Origin of the sequence: Flavobacterium sp. UBA4854 (assembly GCF_002399805.1) — a bacterium.
In the GTDB taxonomy this organism is placed as follows: domain Bacteria; phylum Bacteroidota; class Bacteroidia; order Flavobacteriales; family Flavobacteriaceae; genus Flavobacterium; species Flavobacterium ginsengisoli.
The window spans coordinates 5,718-28,464 of the sequence record NZ_DHEI01000096.1 but is presented as its reverse complement, the minus strand read 5'-3'; the positions used below and the strand labels follow the sequence as shown (position 1 = coordinate 28,464).

Annotated in this window: 18 protein-coding genes; 5 read left to right on the top strand and 13 right to left on the bottom strand. The window is 32.9% G+C overall.

The genetic code is table 11. The features are described from left to right. Positions 1 to 123: 123 nt before the first annotated feature. The gene (locus B3J44_RS14300) at positions 124 to 6,732 is read left to right on the top strand and encodes a T9SS type B sorting domain-containing protein (protein WP_286969139.1); all 6,609 of its coding nucleotides are present in this window, start codon (positions 124 to 126) and stop codon (positions 6,730 to 6,732) included. Between the two features lie 8 nt (positions 6,733 to 6,740). Next, positions 6,741 to 10,808: a T9SS type B sorting domain-containing protein gene (locus tag B3J44_RS14295; protein WP_286969131.1), complete on the top strand. Its 4,068-nt coding sequence runs from the start codon at positions 6,741 to 6,743 to the stop codon at positions 10,806 to 10,808. 120 nt (positions 10,809 to 10,928) lie between these two features. Here B3J44_RS14295 and B3J44_RS14290 read toward each other — a convergent pair whose 3' ends face one another. The 3 genes from B3J44_RS14290 to B3J44_RS14280 all read right to left on the bottom strand — a co-directional run bounded on the left by B3J44_RS14290 (position 10,929) and on the right by B3J44_RS14280 (position 13,228). After that, entirely contained in the window at positions 10,929 to 11,588 is a 660-nt protein-coding gene (locus B3J44_RS14290) for an SdpI family protein (RefSeq protein ID WP_286969126.1), read from the bottom strand. A gap of 3 nt (positions 11,589 to 11,591) precedes the next feature. Further along, positions 11,592 to 11,846: an autorepressor SdpR family transcription factor gene (locus B3J44_RS14285; protein WP_198858349.1), complete on the bottom strand. Its 255-nt coding sequence runs from the start codon at positions 11,844 to 11,846 to the stop codon at positions 11,592 to 11,594. A 104-nt stretch (positions 11,847 to 11,950) separates the two neighbouring features. Further along, on the bottom strand, positions 11,951 to 13,228 hold the full coding sequence (locus B3J44_RS14280; RefSeq protein WP_286969124.1) for an MFS transporter: 1,278 nt from the start codon (positions 13,226 to 13,228) through the stop codon (positions 11,951 to 11,953). Between the two features lie 272 nt (positions 13,229 to 13,500). On the opposite strand from B3J44_RS14280, the gene bshC reads away from it, so the two are divergent. The 3 genes from bshC to B3J44_RS14265 all read left to right on the top strand — a co-directional run bounded on the left by bshC (position 13,501) and on the right by B3J44_RS14265 (position 17,077). Then, positions 13,501 to 15,090, top strand: a complete 1,590-nt coding sequence (gene bshC, locus B3J44_RS14275) for a bacillithiol biosynthesis cysteine-adding enzyme BshC (protein ID WP_286969119.1) — start codon at positions 13,501 to 13,503, stop codon at positions 15,088 to 15,090. A gap of 123 nt (positions 15,091 to 15,213) precedes the next feature. Beyond that, a complete protein-coding gene (locus B3J44_RS14270; protein WP_286969113.1) occupies positions 15,214 to 16,485 on the top strand; it encodes an acyltransferase family protein in 1,272 nt (423 codons plus the stop codon). 172 nt (positions 16,486 to 16,657) lie between these two features. Continuing rightward, positions 16,658 to 17,077: a nucleoside-diphosphate kinase gene (locus tag B3J44_RS14265; protein WP_031456090.1), complete on the top strand. Its 420-nt coding sequence runs from the start codon at positions 16,658 to 16,660 to the stop codon at positions 17,075 to 17,077. Between the two features lie 178 nt (positions 17,078 to 17,255). Here the strand turns inward: B3J44_RS14265 and B3J44_RS14260 are convergent, their stop codons facing one another. The 10 genes from B3J44_RS14260 to B3J44_RS14215 form a co-directional block, all read right to left on the bottom strand. Continuing rightward, on the bottom strand, positions 17,256 to 17,552 hold the full coding sequence (locus tag B3J44_RS14260) for a DUF721 domain-containing protein (RefSeq protein ID WP_095931056.1): 297 nt from the start codon (positions 17,550 to 17,552) through the stop codon (positions 17,256 to 17,258). Further along, the gene (locus B3J44_RS14255; RefSeq protein ID WP_198858345.1) at positions 17,533 to 17,973 is read right to left on the bottom strand and encodes a lipocalin family protein; all 441 of its coding nucleotides are present in this window, start codon (positions 17,971 to 17,973) and stop codon (positions 17,533 to 17,535) included. The genes B3J44_RS14260 and B3J44_RS14255 overlap by 20 nt, the downstream gene beginning before the upstream one ends. A 339-nt stretch (positions 17,974 to 18,312) precedes the next feature. After that, on the bottom strand, positions 18,313 to 18,477 hold the full coding sequence (locus B3J44_RS14250; RefSeq protein ID WP_286969100.1) for a hypothetical protein: 165 nt from the start codon (positions 18,475 to 18,477) through the stop codon (positions 18,313 to 18,315). A gap of 7 nt (positions 18,478 to 18,484) precedes the next feature. Next, entirely contained in the window at positions 18,485 to 19,438 is a 954-nt protein-coding gene (gene ftsY, locus B3J44_RS14245; RefSeq protein ID WP_198858344.1) for a signal recognition particle-docking protein FtsY, read from the bottom strand. A 189-nt stretch (positions 19,439 to 19,627) separates the two neighbouring features. Then, positions 19,628 to 19,780, bottom strand: coding sequence for a DUF4295 domain-containing protein (locus B3J44_RS14240; protein WP_070261881.1), 153 nt, complete (start codon positions 19,778 to 19,780; stop codon positions 19,628 to 19,630). 77 nt (positions 19,781 to 19,857) lie between these two features. Further along, the gene (gene rpmG, locus B3J44_RS14235; protein ID WP_011963553.1) at positions 19,858 to 20,040 is read right to left on the bottom strand and encodes a 50S ribosomal protein L33; all 183 of its coding nucleotides are present in this window, start codon (positions 20,038 to 20,040) and stop codon (positions 19,858 to 19,860) included. Positions 20,041 to 20,067: 27 nt separating this feature from the next. Next, entirely contained in the window at positions 20,068 to 20,304 is a 237-nt protein-coding gene (rpmB, locus tag B3J44_RS14230) for a 50S ribosomal protein L28 (protein WP_008468080.1), read from the bottom strand. 71 nt (positions 20,305 to 20,375) lie between these two features. Next, positions 20,376 to 21,629 carry a CinA family nicotinamide mononucleotide deamidase-related protein gene (locus B3J44_RS14225; RefSeq protein WP_286969067.1) on the bottom strand — a complete coding sequence of 418 codons (1,254 nt, stop codon included), beginning with the start codon at positions 21,627 to 21,629 and terminating at the stop codon, positions 20,376 to 20,378. 174 nt (positions 21,630 to 21,803) lie between these two features. Then, positions 21,804 to 22,148, bottom strand: coding sequence for an Hpt domain-containing protein (locus tag B3J44_RS14220; RefSeq protein ID WP_008468078.1), 345 nt, complete (start codon positions 22,146 to 22,148; stop codon positions 21,804 to 21,806). Further along, the coding region (locus B3J44_RS14215; protein ID WP_286969062.1) for a fumarylacetoacetate hydrolase family protein at positions 22,148 to 22,747 on the bottom strand (600 nt) is incomplete at its 5' end. The genes B3J44_RS14215 and B3J44_RS14220, both read right to left, overlap by 1 nt.

Here is a 22,747-nt window from a genome sequence, read left to right as displayed (position 1 = left end):
CAATATGCTCTTAAAATCAATTATGAGAACTCCTCTACCTATGGCTCTATTGTTCAGGGCAAAAGGTTTAAAACCAATAATGAAAATTATCTAAAATTTAATTACAAAGCGGTACTGCAAAGTGTGTACGACGATAGTCATACGGATAATCAAGCTTTTGTAAAAGCACGTATTTTAGATAAAAACAAAAAAGTTGTGAGTGAATTTTGTTTGGTTGGAGATGAAAAAAATTGTATTTTCAGCAAGGTTCCGAGTCAATATTCTGATTTTGTTACTTTATATACTACCAATTGGCAATCTGGAATATTGGACATTTCATCAATTCCAAATAATGAGGAGTTTACCGTTGAATTTATGGCTTCAAGATGTGGATTGGGCGGGCATTTTGGGTATATGTATATTGATGATGTTTGTACCTTACACTCTGCAGAAAACTTGCAAGGTTCTATAGAGCTTGATCCTTTGAATAAAGTTTGTCCGACTTTACCAATTTCAGTTTGTGGCAATTATACTATTCCTAATTCTGGAGGAATTTCTGCATCAGTAAAAAAAATCACTTTAAATGTTTACAACAGCAATAATGTGTCTGTTTACAGTACATCAACTACTTCAAGCTTAGACACAACAAATAAAAAATTTTGTTTTACATTAAAAACCAGTGATTTTCCAAATATTACAAATGCTAATTATAATGTAGGCGTACAAATAGATTATAACATTTCTGGAACTTCATGCTCTGGAACCACATTTGATTCTGCTACAGATCCTGACGCAAATCCTGGTTGGGATATTTCTTTTTTAAATTGCTCTTCCAGCTGTACTATTAATGTAACAACTGCAAAAATATCTCAATGTGATGCCAACCGCGACGGAACTGAAAACTTTAATTTATCTAAATTAAATTCTTTAATAGTTCCTTCTACAACGGGGTTAAATTTTAGTTATTTCAAAAATTATAATGAGGCAGAATCTAACTTGAATGCTATCACCAATTTTACAAGTTATCCAAGTTCAAGTGCTTCTATTTTTGTTAGAGTGAGTAAGGATGCAACTTGTTATAAAATAATTTCCGCCAATTTAGAGGTGAGAAATCCAACAGCAAATATTACAGGTATTTTAAATGTTTGCTCTGGAAGCACTGTATTAACCGCTTCTTCAGGAGCTTCGTATTTATGGAGTACTGGAGCAACTACCCAAAGTATTACGGTAACTTCGCTAGGAAATTATTCTGTTACTGTGAAGGACTCTTTTGGATGTTCTAGCGATGCAAGTGTTAGTATCGAACCTAGCCAAACTGCTGTGTCTCCTACCTTGCAAATTACGCAACCTTCTTGTTTTGTAACGACAGGAACAATAAAAGTAACTTCTCCGGCATCACAATATAGTTTTGATGATGGCGCAACTTGGGAGGCAAACGCTACAAAAAGTAATTTATACCCCGGAAACTATTTAGTAAAAATAAAGACTGTAAATGGATGTACTTCTTACTCGCAAAGTGTTACTATTACAGCGGCTTCTACTTCGTATCCAAATTACAGCTATACCAATCCTTTATTTTGTGGAGATACGGGCAGTATTACTATTATAACTCCAGCTTCGTACTATAGTTTTGATGATGGTAAAACTTGGGGAAATAATCCTATTGCTAACAATCTTTTACCTGCAACTTATAAAATTCGAACCAAAGATTTACAAGGTTGTATTTCATCAGCAAATAATGTACTCATTAGTAGCAATACTTTAGAAACTCCAACTTATACAATCGTACTACCCGCTTGTAATACAAAAGGAAGCATAACCATCAATACTCTTTCTGATTTTTATACTTTTGACGGAGGAACTACATGGGTTACAAATAACAAAATGAGCAACTTAGATGCAGGAAGCTATTCTTTAGGAATAAAAAATGCTTTAGGTTGTACTTCTGGTTATTCCTATGCTTATTTAAATGATTTTAAGGACTCCTATCCCGAATATACAACTGAACAGCCTGTTTGCGGAAGGGACGGAAGCATTACTATTACTACAGTAGCAGATTCATATAGTTTTGATAATGGGGCAACTTGGACTAGCAATAATGTTAAAACTTTACCGTTTGGAACCTATCAAATAAAAATAAAAAACAGTGCAGGATGTATCAGTTCTGCTAATTATGTTTATTTATATCAGCCTTATTTGGATACCCCGATTATTAGCTTGGAACAGCCAACTTGTGGTACAAACGGAAAAATCACTATTAACTCATTATCCGACTTTTATAGTTTTGACAATGGCGCAACGTGGACAACTTTAAATTCTAAATCATTACCTCCTGGCATTTATAATATAATTATAAAAAATAGCCTTGGCTGTACCTCTTATCCAAATACTGCTTATTTAAATAATCCAAATATTGATGTACCCGATTACACTGTTGTGCAACCAACTTGTACATCTGCGGGAAGTATTACGATAAATACAACTGCTAGTTCTTACAGTTTTGATGGAGGTTATACTTGGGGAACTTCTCCTTCGTTACCAAATATTACTTCTTATGGATATTATACTCTTGTAGTAAAGAACAGTTTAGGATGTGTTTCTAACTCTGTAAGCGTTCAAATGAACACTGCAAGACTCCCTGATCCAGATTATACAGCCACTAATCCAAGTTGTGGAAATATTGGCAATATTACATTCAACACTACTGCAGATTATTACAGTATCGATTATGGTTCAACTTGGAGTACAAATAAGGTTTTTAATAATCTAAGCCAAGGATCTTACAATTTAATGATAAAAAAAGGGAATTGTACATCCAATTACATTTCCATTTATTTGGACTCTTCGAAGTTGGCACAACCCAATTTAACCATCGTTCAACCAGGATGCGGAACAAAAGGAAGCATTAAAATTAATACTACTGCAAGCTTTTACAGCATTGATGGAACAAGTTGGGGAACAAATCCTGTTTTTTCAAATCTTTCGCCGGGATATTATTACCCTATGATTAAAAATGCTCAAGGTTGCGTTTCTAATTCGAACTCAGTATACCTTCAAGAGTTTTATCTGCCAAATCCTACCTTCAAAACAACACAACCTACTTGTGGAGTTGGAGGCAGCATAACCTTTACTTCAACCCAAGCACAGTACAGTATCGATGGGGGTAATACTTGGAGTACTAATCCTTCATTTACTAATCTTAGTCCAAACTCTTATTCTTTAGTAGTAAAAAATGCTTCTGGATGCATATCTAATCCTTACAACACTTATACTTACTTGCAACAATACTTTTTGCCTAATCCTGATTTTACAGTAATCCAACCAACATGCGGCGTTAATGGAAGCATTACTATTGCAACAGTTGCTGCTTTTTATAGTTTTGACAATGGTAATACTTGGACAACTAAGCCTGTTCTTTCTGGACTTACTTCTGGTTATTATAACATCATGATAAAAAACGCGGCAGGTTGTAAATCTTATGGTTTATCAATAAACATTAATCCATATTATCTGCCCAATCCAAACATAAAAGTAGTACAACCTAGTTGCGGAAATGACGGAAGCATTACCGTTACAACTCCTGCTGACAATTATAGTTTTGATGGAGGTACCACTTGGACTACAAATCCAATTTTATTAAATCCCGCAAATACGTCTTATAGTGTACTTATTAAAAATGCAACAGGTTGTAAATCAAATTCACAATATGTTTACATATACAAGTATTACCTACCGTCACCAAATATAACTTCTATTCAGCCTACATGCAGTAATCCTACAGGAACTATAATAGTAAATTCTACTGCAGACCAATATAGTTTTGATGGAGGAACAACTTGGACTACAAACCCTATAAAGAAAAATTTAGCTGACGGCTCATACAATGTAATAATAAAAAATACTTTAGGCTGTACCTCTTCCAGTAGTTATACTTATATAAACACTCCTCCTGCAATTCCTGCCGCACCCGATGTGAAGATAGTTCAACCTTCTTCTTGTGGCGCAACCGATGGTACCATTACCATAACAACACCAGCGATTAGTTATAGTTTCAATGACGGAAACAGTTGGACAACGAGTCCTACGAAAGTAAATGTAGGAGCTGGTACATATATTATTAAAATCAAAACAAATTCATATAGTTGCGAATCATTAACAACTATCGCCAACTTGAGTTCTGGCACTACAATTGCGGCTCCAAATTTCACTACAACACAACCAAATTGCACCTCTTCAAAAGGTTCTATTACCATTACAACAAATGCATCAACTTATAGTTACGACAATGGATTAACTTATGTTTTTTCTAATACAAAAACTGATCTATCTCCAGGTACATACTTCGTAAAAATTAAAAATTCGGTAGGTTGTGTTTCAGATGCTGCTAAAGTCACGATATCGCCATTATCACCGCTTGCAGCTCCTGCTTTTACAACAACTCAGCCCACATGCACCAATTTTACAGGATCAATTACAATTAATACCGCTGCTGATCTCTATAGTTTTGATAACGGAATTACATTTGGAACATCTAAAACAAAATCTAATTTATCTGCAGGAACCTATAATTTGATGATCAATAAATCTGGTTGTATTTCTCTTGCTGCGCCTGTCACAATACAAGCTGCACCTGTAATACCTGAAGCGCCACAAGTTGTAGTTACTGAACCAACGGGCTGTAATTCGGCTACCGGAAGTATTATGGTTACTACAGTTGCAAATCAATATAGTTTTGATGATGGTCTTAATTGGAGCAACAGTAATACTGCCAGTCTATCTCCTGGAAGTTATTTTATCCGAATAAAATATACAAATGGCTGTCCATCTATTGCATATAAAGCAACTATAAATGCAGCGCCAGATGCTCCCTCGATTCCAACTTTAAATGTTACTCAACCTACTACTTGCAGCAATCCATTTGGCTCAATTTCGATTACAAGTACTGCAGCACAATATAGTTTTGACAATGGTAAAAATTATTCAGCCAATCCAAATTCAGGTAATTTAGTTGCTGGAACCTACATGGTTCGAGTTAAAAATAGTCGTGGCTGCGAGTCTGCTCCATTATCTACTACCATTAATCCTCCAACAGATTATCCGAGCAATCCTGCATTTACAACTATCCAGCCCGATTGCAATAATCCTAAAGGCACTATTACAATTACCGATGTTGCATCAGAATACAGTTTTGATGATGGCGCTAGCTGGATTACAACTGCAGTGAAATCAAATCTTGACCCAAAAACTTATTCTATTAAAATCAAAAATAATAAGGGCTGTATCTCAAATGCAACCACAGTTACTATAACTCCTTTTACAAATTTTACTCCAAAGCCTACTCTTGTAAGCCCTCAAACATTCTGTATTCAACAAAATGCGACATTAAATTCAATTACAATTACAGGACAAAACATAAAATGGTATGACGCATTAACAAACGGATCTCTCTTATCCAATACAACTTTGCTTCAAAACGCTAAGATTTATTATGCTTCGCAATCTATAAATGGCTGTGAGAGCGAAAGAGTTACTGTGTCTATAAAAATTCAAGATACTCCTGCTCCTTCTGGAGATGCAAATCAGACATTTTGTACAGGACAAAGTGCAACTTTAGCAACTATTAAAATTACGGGAACTTCAATAAAATGGTATAACGCACTAAACAATGGTTCGTTATTAGCAGAAACAACAAATCTAGAAAATGGAAAAACTTATTATGCTTCTCAGACAGAAAATAATTGCGAAGGATCTAGATTGGCAGTTACAATTTCAATTATAAACACACCAGTAGCTCCAACTGCAAATGGAAATCTAGAGTTTTGTAAAAATGAGAATGCAAAATTAAGCAACATTCAAATGACAGGCCAAAATATAAAATGGTACGACACCGCTTTTTCTGCAGGTGCTCTGTCGAATACTACTTTGTTAGAAAACAATAAAACCTATTATGCATCTCAAACTGTTGGCTGCGAGAGCAACCGAACGCCTGTAATAGTAAAAGTTTATGACACTGCCTTACCAACCGGTAAGAGTAGTCAGCAATTCTGTATTGACCAAATTGCTACTTTAGAGAACCTTAATATAAAAGGAACAGATTTAAAATGGTACGATTCTGCAACTAATGGAAGTCTTTTGTCTGAAACTAATTTATTAGAAACCAGAACATACTATGCAACACAAACAATAAATAACTGCGAAAGTGAAAGATTTGCTGTATCAGTAAAAATTCAGGATACTTCAATTCCATTTTCAGATTCGCCACAATCATTTTGCATTCAAAAAAATGCCAAAATCAGTAATATTGCTATAGAGGGTCAAAATATAAAATGGTACGAAAGCACTTCAGCAAATAATCCTTTATCTGAATCAACTTCTCTTGAAGACGGAATAACTTACTATGCTTCTCAAACAATCAGCGGTTGCGAAAGTGATAAAATTCCTGTAACGGTAAATATTCTTGGAGCTACAACATCAGAATGCATTCATTTTGTTGAAGAACTTCCCTATCCAAAATTCTTTACTCCAAATAGCGATGGCCATAATGATACTTGGACAATTGATTTCGCTTATTTAGCTCCTAACAGCAGCATCAAAATTTTTGATCGTTACGGAAAATTCATAAAAGAATTGCGCCCAGATGCTTCGTGGGACGGAAATTATCTTGGACAGCAGGAACCTTCCTCAGATTATTGGTTTATTGTAAAAAGATTGAATGGTAAAGAATTTAGAGGACACTTTTCTTTAAAAAGATAAAAAATTATATGAAAAAATATTTCGCTTTTTTGCTTTTATGGAATTTTCTAGCATTCTCTCAAAACACAACTCAATCAATAGGTTTTAAAGAAAATAAAGGTCAGATTGTTGATCAAAAAGGAAAATCAAACGCCTCCGTTTTATATTTACTTAATTCCAATGGATTAAATGTTCAATTGAAAAAAAATGGATTTTCATATGATATTTATGAAGTAAAAAAAAATCCTGTTATTTCTTCAGTAACAGCAAAAACATTGCCTTATCATATTCCAAAAAAAGATCAAAAAGAAGAATTTAATCTAGAATATGTTTTTCATAGGGTCGATATTGATTTTGTCAATTCTAATCCTAAAGTTGAATTAATTACGGAACAAAAATCTTCTGATTTTGACAATTATTATAACGTTCCAGACAAACCTGAAGGAGTTCTAGGAGTTTATCAATATAAACAGGTTACCTACAAAAATATTTATCCCAATATTGATGTTGTTTTTACAATCCCTAAGGATTCTCAAAAAACGGTTGAATATAATTTTGTCATTCATCCCAAAGGAAAAATCTCTGATATAAAATTGAAATTTAATGGTGCCGAAACAGATCTAGTTGATAATAAAATCCAAATGAGTGTACGTTTTGGAAAAATGGAAGAAACACTTCCTGCAAGCTGGATTGAAGAAAAAGGACATAAAAAGATGATTACTATAGGGTACCAAAAATTACAAAATAATGTTTATGGATTTCGTTCTGCAAATTTTTTGATTGGAAAAAAAGTTGTAATCGATCCTGTGCCGAATAGACTTTGGGGAACTTTTATTGGAGGAGAAAGATGGGACAAAAATTATTCAATTGATCGTGATGCATCAAATAATGTTTACACGGCTGGGGCAACATGGAGTATGACAAATTTGGCTTCCTCAGGAGCACATCAGACTGTATTTGGTTCATCACTATACTCTTCAACATTTATTTTGGATGGTTTCATTTCAAAATTTGATGAAAATGGAAATCGATTATGGACTACTTATTATGGAGGACAGCTTGATGACTTTATAAAAGAAATAAAGATTTCCAAGAATAATTCTCTTCTATTTTTTTGTGGAAATAGCAGAAGCAATAATAACATATCTACATCAAATTCGTTTAAACCAAACAAATCTGGTTCTTATGATGAAATGTTTTTAGGTCAACTAAATTCAAACGGAATTAGACAATGGGCAACCTATTATGGAAATGATAATGGATTAACTTTTGCGAACAGTATATCTGTTGATAATCAAAACAATGTATATTTAAGCGGATCAACTACCAGTGATGATTTTATTGCTACGCCTAATTCATTTCAAGACTCGGTGATAGATAATAATCGTTTTGATGGTTTTCTGGCAAAATTTGATAGTGATGGCAACAGAATCTGGGGTACTTATTTAGGAGGAATAAATGATGACTTTATTGAAGATTCAGATATAGATCCAGATGGAAATATAATTCTTGTGGGATCTACCCGAAGTACATCTGGTATTGCGACTTCAAATTCGTACCAGCCTAATTATAGCATCCCAACTAATAATGCTAGCGATGGAGATGGGATGATAATAAAATTCTCTCCAAATGGAGATCGTATATGGGGAACTTATTTTGGTGACCAAAATAGTGATTGGATTTATAATTGTAAAATAACAGGAGATAATCTTTATTTCTCAGGAGAAACTGAAAACACTGATATAGCTACACCTAATGCTTTTGAAACAACAATGCTAACTACTGTTAGAAGCAGTTATTTTGCCAGCTTTAATTTAAAAACTCAAAACAAAACATGGTTAAGCTATTCTAAAGGGAAAATTACCTCAATTTATTCTAACAATAAAGATCAAGTATATATTGCCGGAGAATCAGCCTCTTATTGGGATATTGCATCTCCTGATGCTTTTAATCCTATTAATTCAAATGGTAATTCATTTATTATTAAGTTAAATATTCAATGCCAAAAAATTTGGGGAACCTTTTTAGGATTTTATCATTCTCCATTTGGTCCTCAAATTACTGCAGACGACTTTGACGTTCTTTATGTTTTTGGATCAGTTAGCTCATATTTAAACGTCACTGATTATGGAATTAGCACAACAAATTCTTTTCAATATCTACCGAATGGTGATTACGAAACTTATCTTGTAAAATTTCAAGAATGTTTGACAAATCCATTAATTTCAAGCAACTCTCCTATTTGTATAGGTAAAACATTAGAATTAAAAGCATCGGGAGGAACTAATTATTCTTGGACAGGTCCAAATGGTTTTACATCAACAGATCAAAACCCAACAATTACAAATGTTTCATCAACAAATAGTGGCGAATATATCTGTTTAATTACTGGAACTGGCGGTTGTGACGATACCCAAAAAACCAATGTGATAATTGGCGATATCGAAACTCCAGTGCCAGATTTAGCAACTCTTCCATCAATAACAGGAGATTGCAACACCATTATCACAACAATTCCAACCGCTACAGATGCTTGTGCAGGCGCAATTACTGCAACCACTACAAGTCCTTTATCTTATACATTGCCTGGAACTTACACAATTGTATGGAATTATAATGATGGAAATGGCAATACATCAACTCAAAATCAAACGGTTACAATTACACAACAACCATTACCTAACGCAGCTTCTCCACAAATTTTCTGTGTTCAGCAAAATGCAACTTTAACCGACGTTCAAATAACGGGACAAAATATAAAATGGTACAGTAACCTAACTGCAGGAACACTTGTACCAATTACAACTGTAGTTCAGGATAAAGCGACTTATTATGCTTCACAAACTATAAGCGGATGCGAAAGCGAAAGAATTCCTGTCACTATTAACATTCTAAATACTTTAGCCCCAACAGGAAATCCAAAACAATCTTTTTGTACTGGACAAAATCCAACAATTCTAAATCTGGAAATCACTGGAACTGCAATAAAATGGTATAACACATCTACAAATGGCTCTTTACTGCCAGAAACTACCGCTCTACAAAACGGACAAACCTTTTACGCTTCTCAAACAGAAAACAATTGCGAAAGTTCAAGATTTGGTATCACTGTTTCAATCGTTAATACCCCTTCTGTTCCAAATGCAAATACAGAACAGGCATTTTGCAAAAAAGAAAATAAGACTCTTAACGACATTCAAATCACAGGCCAAAATATAAAATGGTTCGATACTAATTTTTCCGCTTCTCCTATATCAAATACAGCATTATTGGAAGATAATAGAACATATTATGCTTCACAAACTGTTGGTTGCGAAAGTGATAGAATACCAATTCTAGTCCACGTTTATGACACTGCCTTACCAACCGGTAAGAGTAGTCAGCAATTCTGTATTGACCAAATTGCTACTTTAGAGAACCTTAATATAAAAGGAACAGATTTAAAATGGTACGATTCTGCAACTAATGGAAGTCTTTTGTCTGAAACTAATTTATTAGAAACCAGAACATACTATGCAACACAAACAATAAATAACTGCGAAAGTGAAAGATTTGCTGTATCAGTAAAAATTCAGGATACTTCAATTCCATTTTCAGATTCGCCACAATCATTTTGCATTCAAAAAAATGCCAAAATCAGTAATATTGCTATAGATGGTCAAAATATAAAATGGTACGAAAGTACTTCATCAAATAATCCTTTATCAGAATCAACTTCTCTTGAAGACGGAATAACTTACTATGCTTCTCAAACAATCAGCAACTGTGAAAGTGATAGAATTCCTGTAACGGTAAATATTCTTGGAGCTACAACATCAGAATGCATTCATTTTGTTGAAGAACTTCCCTATCCAAAATTCTTTACTCCAAATGGTGATGGCCACAATGACACTTGGACAATCGATCCTAATTATTTGGCTCCTAATTCATCTATTAGAATATTTGATCGCTACGGAAAACTCATAAAAGAACTAATATTAAATACTTCTTGGGACGGAAATTACTTAGGAAATCAAGAACCTTCTTCAGATTATTGGTTTACGGTTACAAGATTTAATGGTAAAGAATTTAGAGGACACTTTTCTTTAAAAAGGTAATTTTAACTCTAATAAAAAAGGTTCGTATTTAAAATACGAACCTTTTTTATTAAGACCTTATGACATAGTCTATCAACAATTCTATCAGGGCAACTATTACTTTTATCATAATTAATAAATCTATAAACTTCCATTCTTTTTCAAGCTTCTATACTTTAAGTAAGAATAAACAATAGGAATTATAGCTATACCAAATACAATTGTCAAAAATACTTTAGAGAAGGCAGAACTTTCAAAAATTAAGCTTCCGACAATGATAATTAAACCAGCAATAAACCAAAGTTTTCCAGCAAATAAATGCGTTTTTTTCCAAACTTCTTGATTCTCTAGTGTCCAAGGTGTTTTTATTCCAATAAAATAATTGGGTTGAATTACTTTAAAATAATTGCCCAAAATCACGAATAAGGCTCCAACTAAAACGAAGATAAAACTCGGAATAGAAATAGATTGGCTCTTGGTGCTATAAATAATAAACAAAGCTAAAATTGACATAAAAAGAACCAAAACAAATTTAAGCTGATATAGCTTTCCTCCCATCAAGGACATCTTTTTCTTTGGGTCAATCTTTGAAATGACAGACATAATTATATAAGTAAAAACAGGAAGTATAAAAAGCATTCCAATCAAAGTAAATTTATTTCCCCAACCATCTATTTCTCCTTTAGAATTCCAATGAATAGGTACTATTTCTGGCAGACTATTCCAAACTGTGCCTAAATAAATAAAAGGGATCAAAACAATTCCAATTAGAGGAAGCTCTTTTTTAAATTCTAGTTTCATTTTTTATTTTTTAAAGGTTAGTATCCATTGCAGAACATCTTCCATTATGGTGGTATTGATGGAGTAAATAATGAACTGTCCATTTTTCTCAAACGTAATTAAATCGGCTCGTTTTAAAATATCTAAATGATGAGAAATGCTTGGTTTTGAAATATTAAAAACATCTGCAATTTCACCTGCCGACATATCTTTTTCTTTCAAAAGATCCAAAATCTCTCTTCTAGTTGCATCATTTAATGCTTTAAAAATATCATTCATTACATTTATATATTTAGACAAATATCTAAATACTTTTTAAACAAACAAAAAAAAGCAGTAATTTTTTTTTATTACTGCTTTCAAATATTTTTAAAAAGAGATTCTTAAAATTTATGTTCGTCTTTGCTAATAACCATAAACGAAACTAAAGATATCAATGCTGCGGCAGTTAAATAATAGCCTACATAACTCACACTATATGTAGAAGCTAGATAAATTGCAATCATAGGCGCAAAAGCAGCTCCTAGAATTCCTGCCATATTAAAAGTCAACGAAGCACCAGAATAACGAACATTCGTTGGAAATAATTCAGATAAAAAAGTTCCCAAAGGCCCATATGTAAAACCCATTAACGACATTCCGATGCAAGCAAAAATGGCTACTTGCGTAATATTTCCAATACTTAAAAAATAAGAAAAGAAGAATCCGAAAATAGCGATAGCCGCTGTCGCTACGATAAGCATTTTACGTCGACCAATTTTATCTGCCACAACAGCCGAAACTGGAATAAACAAAGCAAAAAACAAAACTGAGAATAACTGAATTAATAATCCGTCTCTTTTAACGATTCCTAAATCTGAGGTTGCCCAACTTAATGTAAATACCGTCATCAAATAGAAAACCAAAAAGGTCGTAATCGCTGCGAAAGTTCCAAATATCAACTGGTTTTTATATGATTTCACCAATTCTAAAAACGGAACTTTGACTTCTTCTTCATGTTTTTTGGCATTTTCAAACGAAGGTGTTTCTGTAATTTTAGTTCTAATGTAAAAACCAATTATTACCAAAAATGCACTAGCAATAAAAGGAATTCTCCAACCATAATTCATAAAATCTTCGTTGCTCATGGAATCTGTTAACAAAAGAAAAGTTCCTCCTGAAAGCAACAATCCTATTGGAGCGCCTAATTGCGGAAACATTCCGTACCACGCACGTTTATTTGGTGGTGCATTTTCTATCGCCAATAAAACAGCTCCTCCCCATTCTCCCCCTAAACCAACACCTTGTCCGAATCGGCAAAGCATTAATAATAAAGGTGCTGCTACGCCAATACTGGCATAACTAGGTAAAAATCCGATTGTAACTGTCGAAATTCCCATTGTCAATAAAGCTGCTACAAGAGTAAACTTGCGCCCGATCTTATCTCCATAATGTCCAAAAAAAGCAGACCCCAATGGACGAGATAAAAAGGCAATAGAAAAAGTTGCTAAAGATTCCAGAGTCGCCATTGTCGAATCTGAACTAGGAAAAAATAATTGCGGAAAAACCAATACAGCTGCATTGGCATAAATATAAAAATCAAAAAATTCGATTGTGGTACCAATAAGGCTTCCAAAAAGAACGTGCTTTAAAGAGTTCTTTTTATTTGGGTTAGTTTTCATGTAAAACGGATATAACTTTTTTTTTGATTACAAAAATATAGTTTCATTATTAATAATTCATCTTTAGAAGAATTAGTTTTAAAACACTTCTCGTTTTTTAACAAATTTCATGTGTTTTCCATTTAAAAACAACGTGTTTTAATCAAACATAAAAACTTGATTTTACGTATTTTAAAATAAAAATCAAAAATCAAATCTTAAGCATTCGTTAAAAGCGTTTTTAACTGTATATTTTCATTAAATTTACAGCTGTCAAAAATAAACTTAAAATTATGCCTACCGACTGTATCAGCTTTCAATCTTCTGGATATTTCTCTAAACTAATGCAAGATTACTTAGATCAAAAACCAGAGTTAAAACCGCTGTACAATAATTTCCCAAGCCTAGAAAATTTCGAAAAACAAATAGCCGAAAAATCTGCGAATTTTGACCATAACAACAGAACAGCATTGGTTGCAACTCTGCAAAAACAATATCAAAATATTGAAGCATCAGATTTAACCAAACAGAATATTTCGCTTTTAGCACTCGAAAACACATTTACAATTACAACTGGACATCAGCTCAATCTGTTTAGCGGACCACTGTATTTTTTATATAAAATTATTTCTACGATTAATTTAACCAAAGAATTAAAGTCGAAATATCCTTCGCACAATTTTGTTCCAGTTTATTGGATGGCTACTGAAGATCATGATTTTGAAGAAATCAATTATTTTAATTTTAAAGGAAAAAAAATCCGTTGGAATGCTGAAAGCACTGGTCCAGTCGGAAGATTATCAACCGAAGGCTTAGAAGATTTATTTGAAGTTTATTCTCTAGAATTAGGCTCAAGTACAAATGCAAACGCACTTAAAAAGCTTTTTAAAGATGCTTATTTAAAACATGAAAATCTAGCCGATGCGACTCGCTATTTAGCAAATGCACTTTTTGCAAGTTATGGCTTAGTAATTATAGATGCAGACGATGCCGATTTAAAACGCGCTTTTATTCCGTTTGTAAAAGAAGAATTAGAGAATCAGACTTCATTTAAAGAAGTTCAAAAGTCTATTGAAGAACTTTCTGCTTATACCGTTCAAGTAAATCCGCGTGAGATTAATTTATTTTATATTGAAGATAAGCTTCGCGAAAGAATTATTTTTGAAAATGATAAATATGTGGTTAACAACACTAAAATCTCATTTTCTAAAGATGAAATATTTAAATTATTAGAAAGCAATCCTGAAAAGTTCAGTCCAAACGTAATCATGCGTCCTTTATATCAGGAAATTATCCTTCCAAATCTTTGCTACATTGGCGGAGGCGGAGAAATTGCTTATTGGCTAGAATTAAAAGCTTTCTTTGAGGCTGTAAATATTACTTTTCCAATATTATTAGTTCGAAATTCAGTTCTTTTAGCAACCGAAAAACAAGTTAAAAAAGCAGATAATTTAAATTTAACTTGGAAAGATTTATTCAGTAAATCTGAAAGCTTGGTTAACGAAATTACACATAAACTTTCTCCATTTCCAATTGATTTAACTCCGCAAAGAGAAGCACTTGACAAACAATTTGCCTATCTTTTTGAATTGGCTGAAAAAACCGACAAATCTTTCTCTGGTGCCGTAAAAGCACAAGAAGTAAAACAAAAGAAAGGTTTAGAAAATCTAGAAAAACGTTTATTAAAAGCACAAAAAAGAAAACTGGCAGATCAATTGGAGCGAGTTACAGATTTGCAATGCGAATTGTTTCCAAACAATAGTCTTCAGGAACGTCAAGCTAATTTTTCTGAATTTTATTTAGAAAAAGGGGAGCAATTAATTCCGCTTTTAATTCAGAAATTAAAGCCATTAGAACATAATTTTGACATCATAATAATCTAAAATAATTATCTTTAGAAACTATAAAGTAATGATTTAGGAACAAATAACCAGCACATTTCCTAAATCATTACTCTCTCAAACCAAATAGAATTATATTTTATAACCTATTAACTAGCTAACCTAATGGTAAGAGAACGCCTAATTTCGCTTGATGTCTTTCGCGGACTGACAATTCTATTGATGACTATTGTAAACAATCCCGGTGATTGGGGAAATGTTTATCCGCCACTTTTACATTCGCACTGGAATGGCTGTACACCAACCGATCTTGTATTTCCGTTTTTCATTTTCATAATGGGAGTTGCAGTTCCTCTTGCAATGCCAGAGAAAAAATACGATGAAACGACATTCAACAAAATCCTGATTCGTTCTTTAAGAATGTTCTGTTTAGGGATTTTCTTTAACTTCTTTGGAAAAATTCAGTTGTTTGGTTTAGACGGAATCCCACTTCTAATAGGACGCCTAATCATTACTTTTGCTGTTGGCTATGCATTAATGGGCAATTTCAGCACACGACTAAAAAATATTTTTGCATTTGGGATATTGGCTCTTTATCTCATTTTAGCATATGGCGGATTTGAAAGCTATCAAGACGTTCGCCTTCCAGGCGTTCTACAGCGTATTGCCGTTGTATATTTTGTGGTTTCACTTTTGTATTTAAAGACATCTCGAAAAACTCAAATTATTACAGGAACTTTTTTACTTTTAGGATATTGGGCAGTAATGACTTTAATTCCTGTTCCAGGATTTGGAGAAGCTAATTTAGACCAAGGCACAAATTTGGCCGCGTGGATTGACAGCGTTTTCCTAAAAGGACATATGTATCACGAAACCAAGACTTGGGATCCAGAGGGAATTTTAAGCACATTACCATCAATTGTTAATGGAATAATAGGTTTGTTTATCGGACAAATTTTATTGCTTTCTGTAACCAAAATCCAAAAAGCACAAAGAATGGGAATGATGGGAACTTCACTTATTTTCTTTGGCCTAATCTGGGATTTGGTTTTCCCAATAAACAAATCAATCTGGACAAGCAGTTATGTTTTATACACCACAGGATTGGCAATTGTCTGCTTAACTGTTTTGTATTACATCATCGACATTAAAGAATACAAAAAAGGTTTCAAATTATTCATTATTTGGGGAGTAAATCCTATGATTGTTTTCTTTGCTTCGCAGATTATTCCTCAAGCTTTGATAATGATTAGTTTTCAGCATCCGTTACTTCCAGGCGAACAAATCAACCTTCTAAATTATCTATACCGTTTCGGAATTGCACCATTTTTTAGTAATGCAATGACTGCATCTTTAGCAGGTGCATTAACATACGTTGGAATCTGGACATTTATATTATGGATATTCTACAAAAACAAACTTATTTTTAAAGTATAATGCTTAAAAGACCATATTAAAGACGCACAATAAAGCGTCTTTTTTTATTTCAAAAAATAAATTTTTAAGATTTCTTGCTCAAAACATCATTCCAGCATGTTTAAATTATGAATTTATTAAAATCAATTCATAAAAAAAGTATACTTTTGCACAAAATTTAATAAAATATAAAATGGCAACAAATAGAACTTTTACAATGATTAAACCAGATGCTGTTGCAAATGGGCACATCGGGAATATTTTAGCAATGATCACAAATGGTGGTTTCAAAATCGTTTCATTAAAATTAACTCAATTAACTGTAGCTGATGCTAAAGCATTCTACGCAGTTCACGCAGAAAGACCTTTCTACGGAGAATTAGTTGAATTTATGTCTCGTGGACCAATTGTTGCCGCTATTTTAGAAAAAGACAACGCAGTAGAAGATTTCAGAACTTTAATTGGAGCTACAAATCCAGCTGAAGCTGCTGAAGGAACTATTCGTAAAGCATACGCTACTTCAATTGGAGAAAATGCAGTTCACGGATCTGACAGCGACGAAAATGCTGCAATCGAAGGCGCATTCCACTTTGCAGGAAGAGAGCAATTCTAATAATATTAGATTGTAGATATTAGATTTCAGATTGCTAAATCTAACTATCACTAATAAAAAAATCCATTCGCTAAGCGAATGGATTTTTTTATATGTAAAAATCTAAAATCTAAAATCTAAAATCTAAAATCTAAAATCTAAAATCTAAAATCTAAAATCTAAAATCTAAAATCTAAAATCAGCGAAGCACAACATCCTTCACCACCTCACGTCCAAGTTCTTCATTAATCATTTTTACGATTTTATATTTTCCGTGAGTTAATTCTTCGCGCAAAACAGAAGAACCTAATTCTACATAAAGCGTACTTCCTTTTAGAACAACATTCCGAGTATAGGTGTTTACACCGCTTCCCATAAGATTTTTCCAAGCGTCACGAACATCAATTTGATCCATCCCTGGCTGCAATTTGTTCACTTGAATAATTTGCTGTAAAACAGCACTAATAGTACTTTCGTTATTTAGTCTTTTCGCCATCGTTCAAAAGGTTTACTGGTCCAGCTTTTTTATAATGATATTCTATTTTTTGTGAGTTTTTAACCACTAATTCATCATCAGAAAGAGAGATAATTTCCTCGCTCCATTTTGCATATTTCGTTTTGTAATCTAAGAAAACCTGTTCTCCAGCAAAACGCACCGAAACATTCTCAAAAGTATCTGTTGTCAAAAATGTACCGTCAAATTGCGGCATCACTTTCGTACGGACACCTTTATTATTCTTAATTTGAAAAAAGTCAAAAGTCTCATTCATTTTATACTCCTTCTCTTCGCCCTTCTCAAAAATCACTTTTTCAATTTCCCAATAGCCATTCAATTTAGCAATATCTGCAGGTTTTACTTCCTGTTTACAGCTCACAAACAAAAGTGAACAAAACAAAACTATAAAAGTGTTTTTCATAAATAAAGTTATTAAATTTTATTCTTTTTTCTTGAAATGAAGTCTAAGAATTAGGAGACATTTACTCCATTAGTTCGCTACTGCATATGTGCTGTCGTCCATTATATCTTTTGTCTTTTAAAGGAAAAAGCAAAAAGATGTCTGCCTTATCAAAGCAAGGATTCCTGTTTTCAAAAGAAATTTTTCTTGGATTACAAAGATAGTCTTATAATCATCAAAAGAAACAAAAAATCGAAAACACATTCAACTATTTTTCAAAGCAGACAGCACAAAAAAAGTCTTCAAATAGAAACGTCTAAACGCATCCTATTTAAAGACTCAATAAATTTTCAATTATATTTATCGATTAGAACGTATTCTTTTAAGAACTCCCAAAAAGAATAAAACTATTCCTAAAACTAGTAAAACATAATATATCGAAAGATTTTTATCTTTTAAAACATTTGCCAGAACAAAAGATAGTACACTAGCAAAATAAAACGTTAAAGCAGATATGTTTTTCATCAATTAATTATTTAAAGAAGCTGTCAACAAATTCATATTTATTAAAGACTTGCAAATCCTCAATTCCTTCACCCACACCAATATATTTTACAGGAATTTGAAATTGATCTGAAATACCAATTACAACACCGCCTTTTGCAGTTCCGTCCAATTTAGTTACAGCTAATGAAGTAACTTCTGTCGCAGCAGTAAATTGTTTTGCTTGTTCAAAAGCATTCTGACCTGTAGAACCATCCAAAACCAAAAGCACATCATGAGGCGCATCAGCAACTACTTTTTGCATTACACGTTTTACTTTTGTTAGCTCGTTCATTAAATTGATTTTATTATGAAGACGTCCAGCAGTATCAATAATAACAACATCGGCATTTTGGGCAACTGCAGATTGCAAAGTATCAAAAGCAACAGAAGCTGGGTCGCTTCCCATATTTTGCCTTACAATTGGCACATCTACTCTATCTGCCCACACTTGCAATTGATCAATTGCTGCAGCACGAAAAGTATCAGCTGCACCTAAAACCACCTTATGTCCTGCTTTTTTAAATTGATAAGCCAATTTACCAATTGTTGTCGTTTTACCTACTCCATTTACTCCAACAACCATTAAAACGTAAGGCTTTTTATCTTTTGGAATTTCAAATTCTGTTGCTTCACCTGTATTTGTTTCAGATAATAAAGCACCAATTTCATCGCGAAGAATTTGATTTAACTCTTCTGTTCCTAGATATTTGTCTTCAGCAACACGCTTTTCAATTCTTGTGATAATTTTTAAAGTAGTATTTACCCCAACATCAGAAGCTACAAGAACTTCTTCCAGATCATCTAAAACATCATCATCAACTTTAGATTTCCCTGCAACGGCTTTACTTAACTTTGAAAAAAAAGTAGTTTTTGTTTTTTCAAGACCTTTGTCTAAAGTCTCCTTTTTTTCGGTAGAGAATAATTTTTTAAAAAAACTCATTTTTTGTAGATTATTTAGATTTATTAGATTTCTTGATTTTTACGCAAGAAATCCAAATCTTTAAAGAAAGCGCAATTGTTTTTCAAAAAAAGGCCAATTGTTACGATTCTTTAAATTTTTAGACAAATATAGGTAATAAAAAAGCTACTTCCGAAATGAAAGTAGCTTTTCTATATAATGTAATTGTAATTATTTCTTTTTCAAGAATTCATCAACTTCTTCAGGAGCCATAATAGATTCTACGAATGTATATGCACCAGTTTTAGGAGATTTCACCATTTTGATGGCTTTTGACAATCTCTTAGAAGCTGTTTGTAACGATGCTACGGTTTTCTTTGCCATGATTCAAATGTTATTTGAAGTTTTTCATAAAACTCGAAATGGCTAAACCATTTGAGATTTATAAAAATCTCTAATTATTACTTAATTTCTTTGTGAACAGTTACTCTTTTCAAAACTGGATTAAATTTTTTAATCTCTAATCTGTCTGGAGTATTTTTTTTGTTCTTAGTTGTAATATATCTAGAAGTTCCTGCAACACCAGAAGCTTTGTGCTCAGTACATTCTAAAATTACCTGGATTCTATTACCTTTCTTTGCCATCTTGCTATATATTTATTTAGGAAAAGATTATTTGATAAATCCTTCTGACTGCGCTTTTTTCAAAACTGCAGTGATTCCATTTTTATTAATTGTTTTTATCGTAGATGCTGCTACTCTAAGAGTAATCCATCTATCTTCTTCTGGAAGATAAAAACGCTTTTTAACTAAGTTTACAGAAAACTTTCTCTTAGTTTTGTTCATAGCGTGAGAAACGTTATTTCCTACCATCGCTCTTTTACCTGTAAGGTCACAAACTCTTGACATTATACTTATCTTTTATCGTTATTCAAAATCAGGGTGCAAAGAAAAGAAAAATAAACCATTGTAGCAAAAAATTATTGCACAAATTTTAAAATTTCTTTCTGCAAAATTTCCAAACTCTTGATAGATGCCCTATCTATCACTTTTTCACGCGGTTGTCCGAAGTTAAATTCTTCCACAATTACTCCGTTTGGAGTTGCTAAAGCAATAAAAACAGCACCTATTTCGGCATCAGAATCTCCTTTTGAAGGCCCTGCATTGCCTGTTGTTGCTAGCGCATAATCGGTTTTCAGCAAATCTTTCACGCTCAGCGCCATAGCCGAAGCAACCTCAGCACTTACGACCGAGAACTGATCAATCAAATTTTGCGGAATTCCCAAAACATTTACTTTGGCTTCTGTTGCGTAAGAAACAACGCTTCCTTTAAAATAGCCTGATGAGCCCGGAACAGATGACAGTAGCGAAGCAATTCTTCCTCCTGTACAACTTTCTGCTGTTGAGATCGTTTTGTTTTGCTTAGAAAGCAATTTGCCAATTACTGTTTCGATTGTCTCGTTTTCTTCGTAGCCTACAATTATATCATGGATTATAGCATCTAAAGACTGAACATTAGATTCTATTGCTTCTTCCAACTCTTCTTTATTAGTTCCTCTGGCGGTCAAACGCAAACGAACTCGTCCCGGATTTGGCAAATAAGCCAATTTTATAAATTCTGGAAGATTATTCTCCCATTGCTCAATACGTTCTGCAACTAAACTTTCTCCTTGACCATAAGTCAAAATAGTTTTATGAATAATATAAGGGCGTTTATATTCACGAACAATCTTTGGAATTATTTCTTCTTCTACCAAATATTTCATTTCATAAGGAACTCCTGGAAGCGAAATAAAAACAGTATCTTCCTTTTTCATCCACATTCCTGGCGCCGTACCCACTTTATTATGCAAAACAGTACAAGTTGACGGAACTAGAGCCTGATCTTTGTTCAATTGAGAAATTGGTCTTTTATAAAAACCTTCAATCAATTCGGTTACATGCGCCAAAACTTTTTGATCTACAACCAATTCATCATTAAAATATTCGCAGAATGTTTTCTTTGTAACATCATCTTTTGTCGGACCTAATCCGCCAGTTACAATTACAACATCTACTCTATTTTGCAACTGAGCAAAAGTATCTAATATATGTTTTTTATCGTCGCTAATTGACAGCATTTCTGCCACCTCAACTCCAATTCTATCGAGTGATTTAGCAATAAAAGCCGAATTTGTATCTACGATTTGGCCAATTAAGATTTCATCTCCAATAGTAATAATTGCTGCTTTCATATCAGTGAAATATTTTTGTCGCTTAAATAAATAAGCCAATAATTTATAAGTAGAAAATTTAAATTTTGTCTTGGAGGAAGGTATTAACGGCTTTTACAAACTATAAGCCTGTTTACAAAATTTAAAAAATGTTTTGACTTATTCCTTTAAAACAGGAATAAGTCAAATTTTATATTAAAGATCAAAATCTTTTTTAATTTCTTTAATCGCTTCTTTTACTTGTACTTTAATACTTTTAAAAGTTTCGATAATATCTTTTTTCTTGCCTTCAGCTTTTGTCCAAGCTTCTACTTGCAAAATTTCTTCAAAAGCCACATTTAATCCCATTAAATCTAATGTGGGCTTTATTTTGTGTGCGTACGAATAAGCATATTTATGATCCTTCTTTTTAATTCCTTCTTTAATTTGTTTCAAATCTTCTGGTACTTCTGTAACAAATAAAGTTAAAATCTGATTTACAAATTCAGGATCGTTATCTGAAAGCGCATATACTTTCGAAAGGTTGTATTTTAAAGCCATTATTTTACTTGTATTCTGAATAATTTTTTATCTTCTAAAAAGCCTTCTAAAACATCATTTGGTTTTACAGCCGCAACACCTGCTGGCGTTCCTGTAAAAATAATATCTCCTATTTTTAATGTAAAAAACTGAGACACGTGAGCGATTAATTCATCGATCTTCCAAAGCATCATACTCGAGTTTCCTTTTTGAACCGTTTCTGAATTGCTTCTTAATTCAAAATTAAGATTTTCCATAGAAACAAAATCAGTTTTTGGCAAAAAATCACCAATAACTGCAGAACCGTCAAAAGCCTTGGCTTTTTCCCATGGAAGTCCTTTTTCTTTCAATTTACTTTGCAAGTCTCGAGCAGTAAAATCGATTCCTACACTTATTTCATCATAATATTTATGAGCAAATTTTGGCTCAATATATTTTCCAACTTTATTAATCTTTACGATTATTTCAACTTCATGATGAACATCTTCAGAAAATTCTGGAATTACAAACGGATGCTGTTTCAGCAAAACCGCAGAATCAGGTTTCATAAAAACAACTGGCTCGCTTGGACGTTCGTTTTTCAACTCTTCTATATGATTGGCATAATTCCTGCCGACACA

Coding starts and splice junctions, on each gene's coding strand:
- B3J44_RS14240 (WP_070261881.1), bottom strand. CDS start 19,780: ATGGCAAAGAAAACCGTAGCATCGTTACAAACAGCTTCTAAGAGATTG.
- B3J44_RS14290 (WP_286969126.1), bottom strand. CDS start 11,588: ATGAAACTAGAATTTAAAAAAGAGCTTCCTCTAATTGGAATTGTTTTG.
- B3J44_RS14260 (WP_095931056.1), bottom strand. CDS start 17,552: ATGGCGAAAAGACTAAATAACGAAAGTACTATTAGTGCTGTTTTACAG.
- B3J44_RS14295 (WP_286969131.1), top strand. CDS start 6,741: ATGAAAAAATATTTCGCTTTTTTGCTTTTATGGAATTTTCTAGCATTC.
- B3J44_RS14255 (WP_198858345.1), bottom strand. CDS start 17,973: ATGAAAAACACTTTTATAGTTTTGTTTTGTTCACTTTTGTTTGTGAGC.
- ftsY (WP_198858344.1), bottom strand. CDS start 19,438: ATGAGTTTTTTTAAAAAATTATTCTCTACCGAAAAAAAGGAGACTTTA.
- B3J44_RS14220 (WP_008468078.1), bottom strand. CDS start 22,148: ATGGCTTTAAAATACAACCTTTCGAAAGTATATGCGCTTTCAGATAAC.
- B3J44_RS14270 (WP_286969113.1), top strand. CDS start 15,214: ATGGTAAGAGAACGCCTAATTTCGCTTGATGTCTTTCGCGGACTGACA.
- B3J44_RS14280 (WP_286969124.1), bottom strand. CDS start 13,228: ATGAAAACTAACCCAAATAAAAAGAACTCTTTAAAGCACGTTCTTTTT.
- B3J44_RS14285 (WP_198858349.1), bottom strand. CDS start 11,846: ATGAATGATATTTTTAAAGCATTAAATGATGCAACTAGAAGAGAGATT.
- rpmG (WP_011963553.1), bottom strand. CDS start 20,040: ATGGCAAAGAAAGGTAATAGAATCCAGGTAATTTTAGAATGTACTGAG.
- B3J44_RS14250 (WP_286969100.1), bottom strand. CDS start 18,477: ATGAAAAACATATCTGCTTTAACGTTTTATTTTGCTAGTGTACTATCT.
- B3J44_RS14265 (WP_031456090.1), top strand. CDS start 16,658: ATGGCAACAAATAGAACTTTTACAATGATTAAACCAGATGCTGTTGCA.
- bshC (WP_286969119.1), top strand. CDS start 13,501: ATGCCTACCGACTGTATCAGCTTTCAATCTTCTGGATATTTCTCTAAA.
- rpmB (WP_008468080.1), bottom strand. CDS start 20,304: ATGTCAAGAGTTTGTGACCTTACAGGTAAAAGAGCGATGGTAGGAAAT.
- B3J44_RS14225 (WP_286969067.1), bottom strand. CDS start 21,629: ATGAAAGCAGCAATTATTACTATTGGAGATGAAATCTTAATTGGCCAA.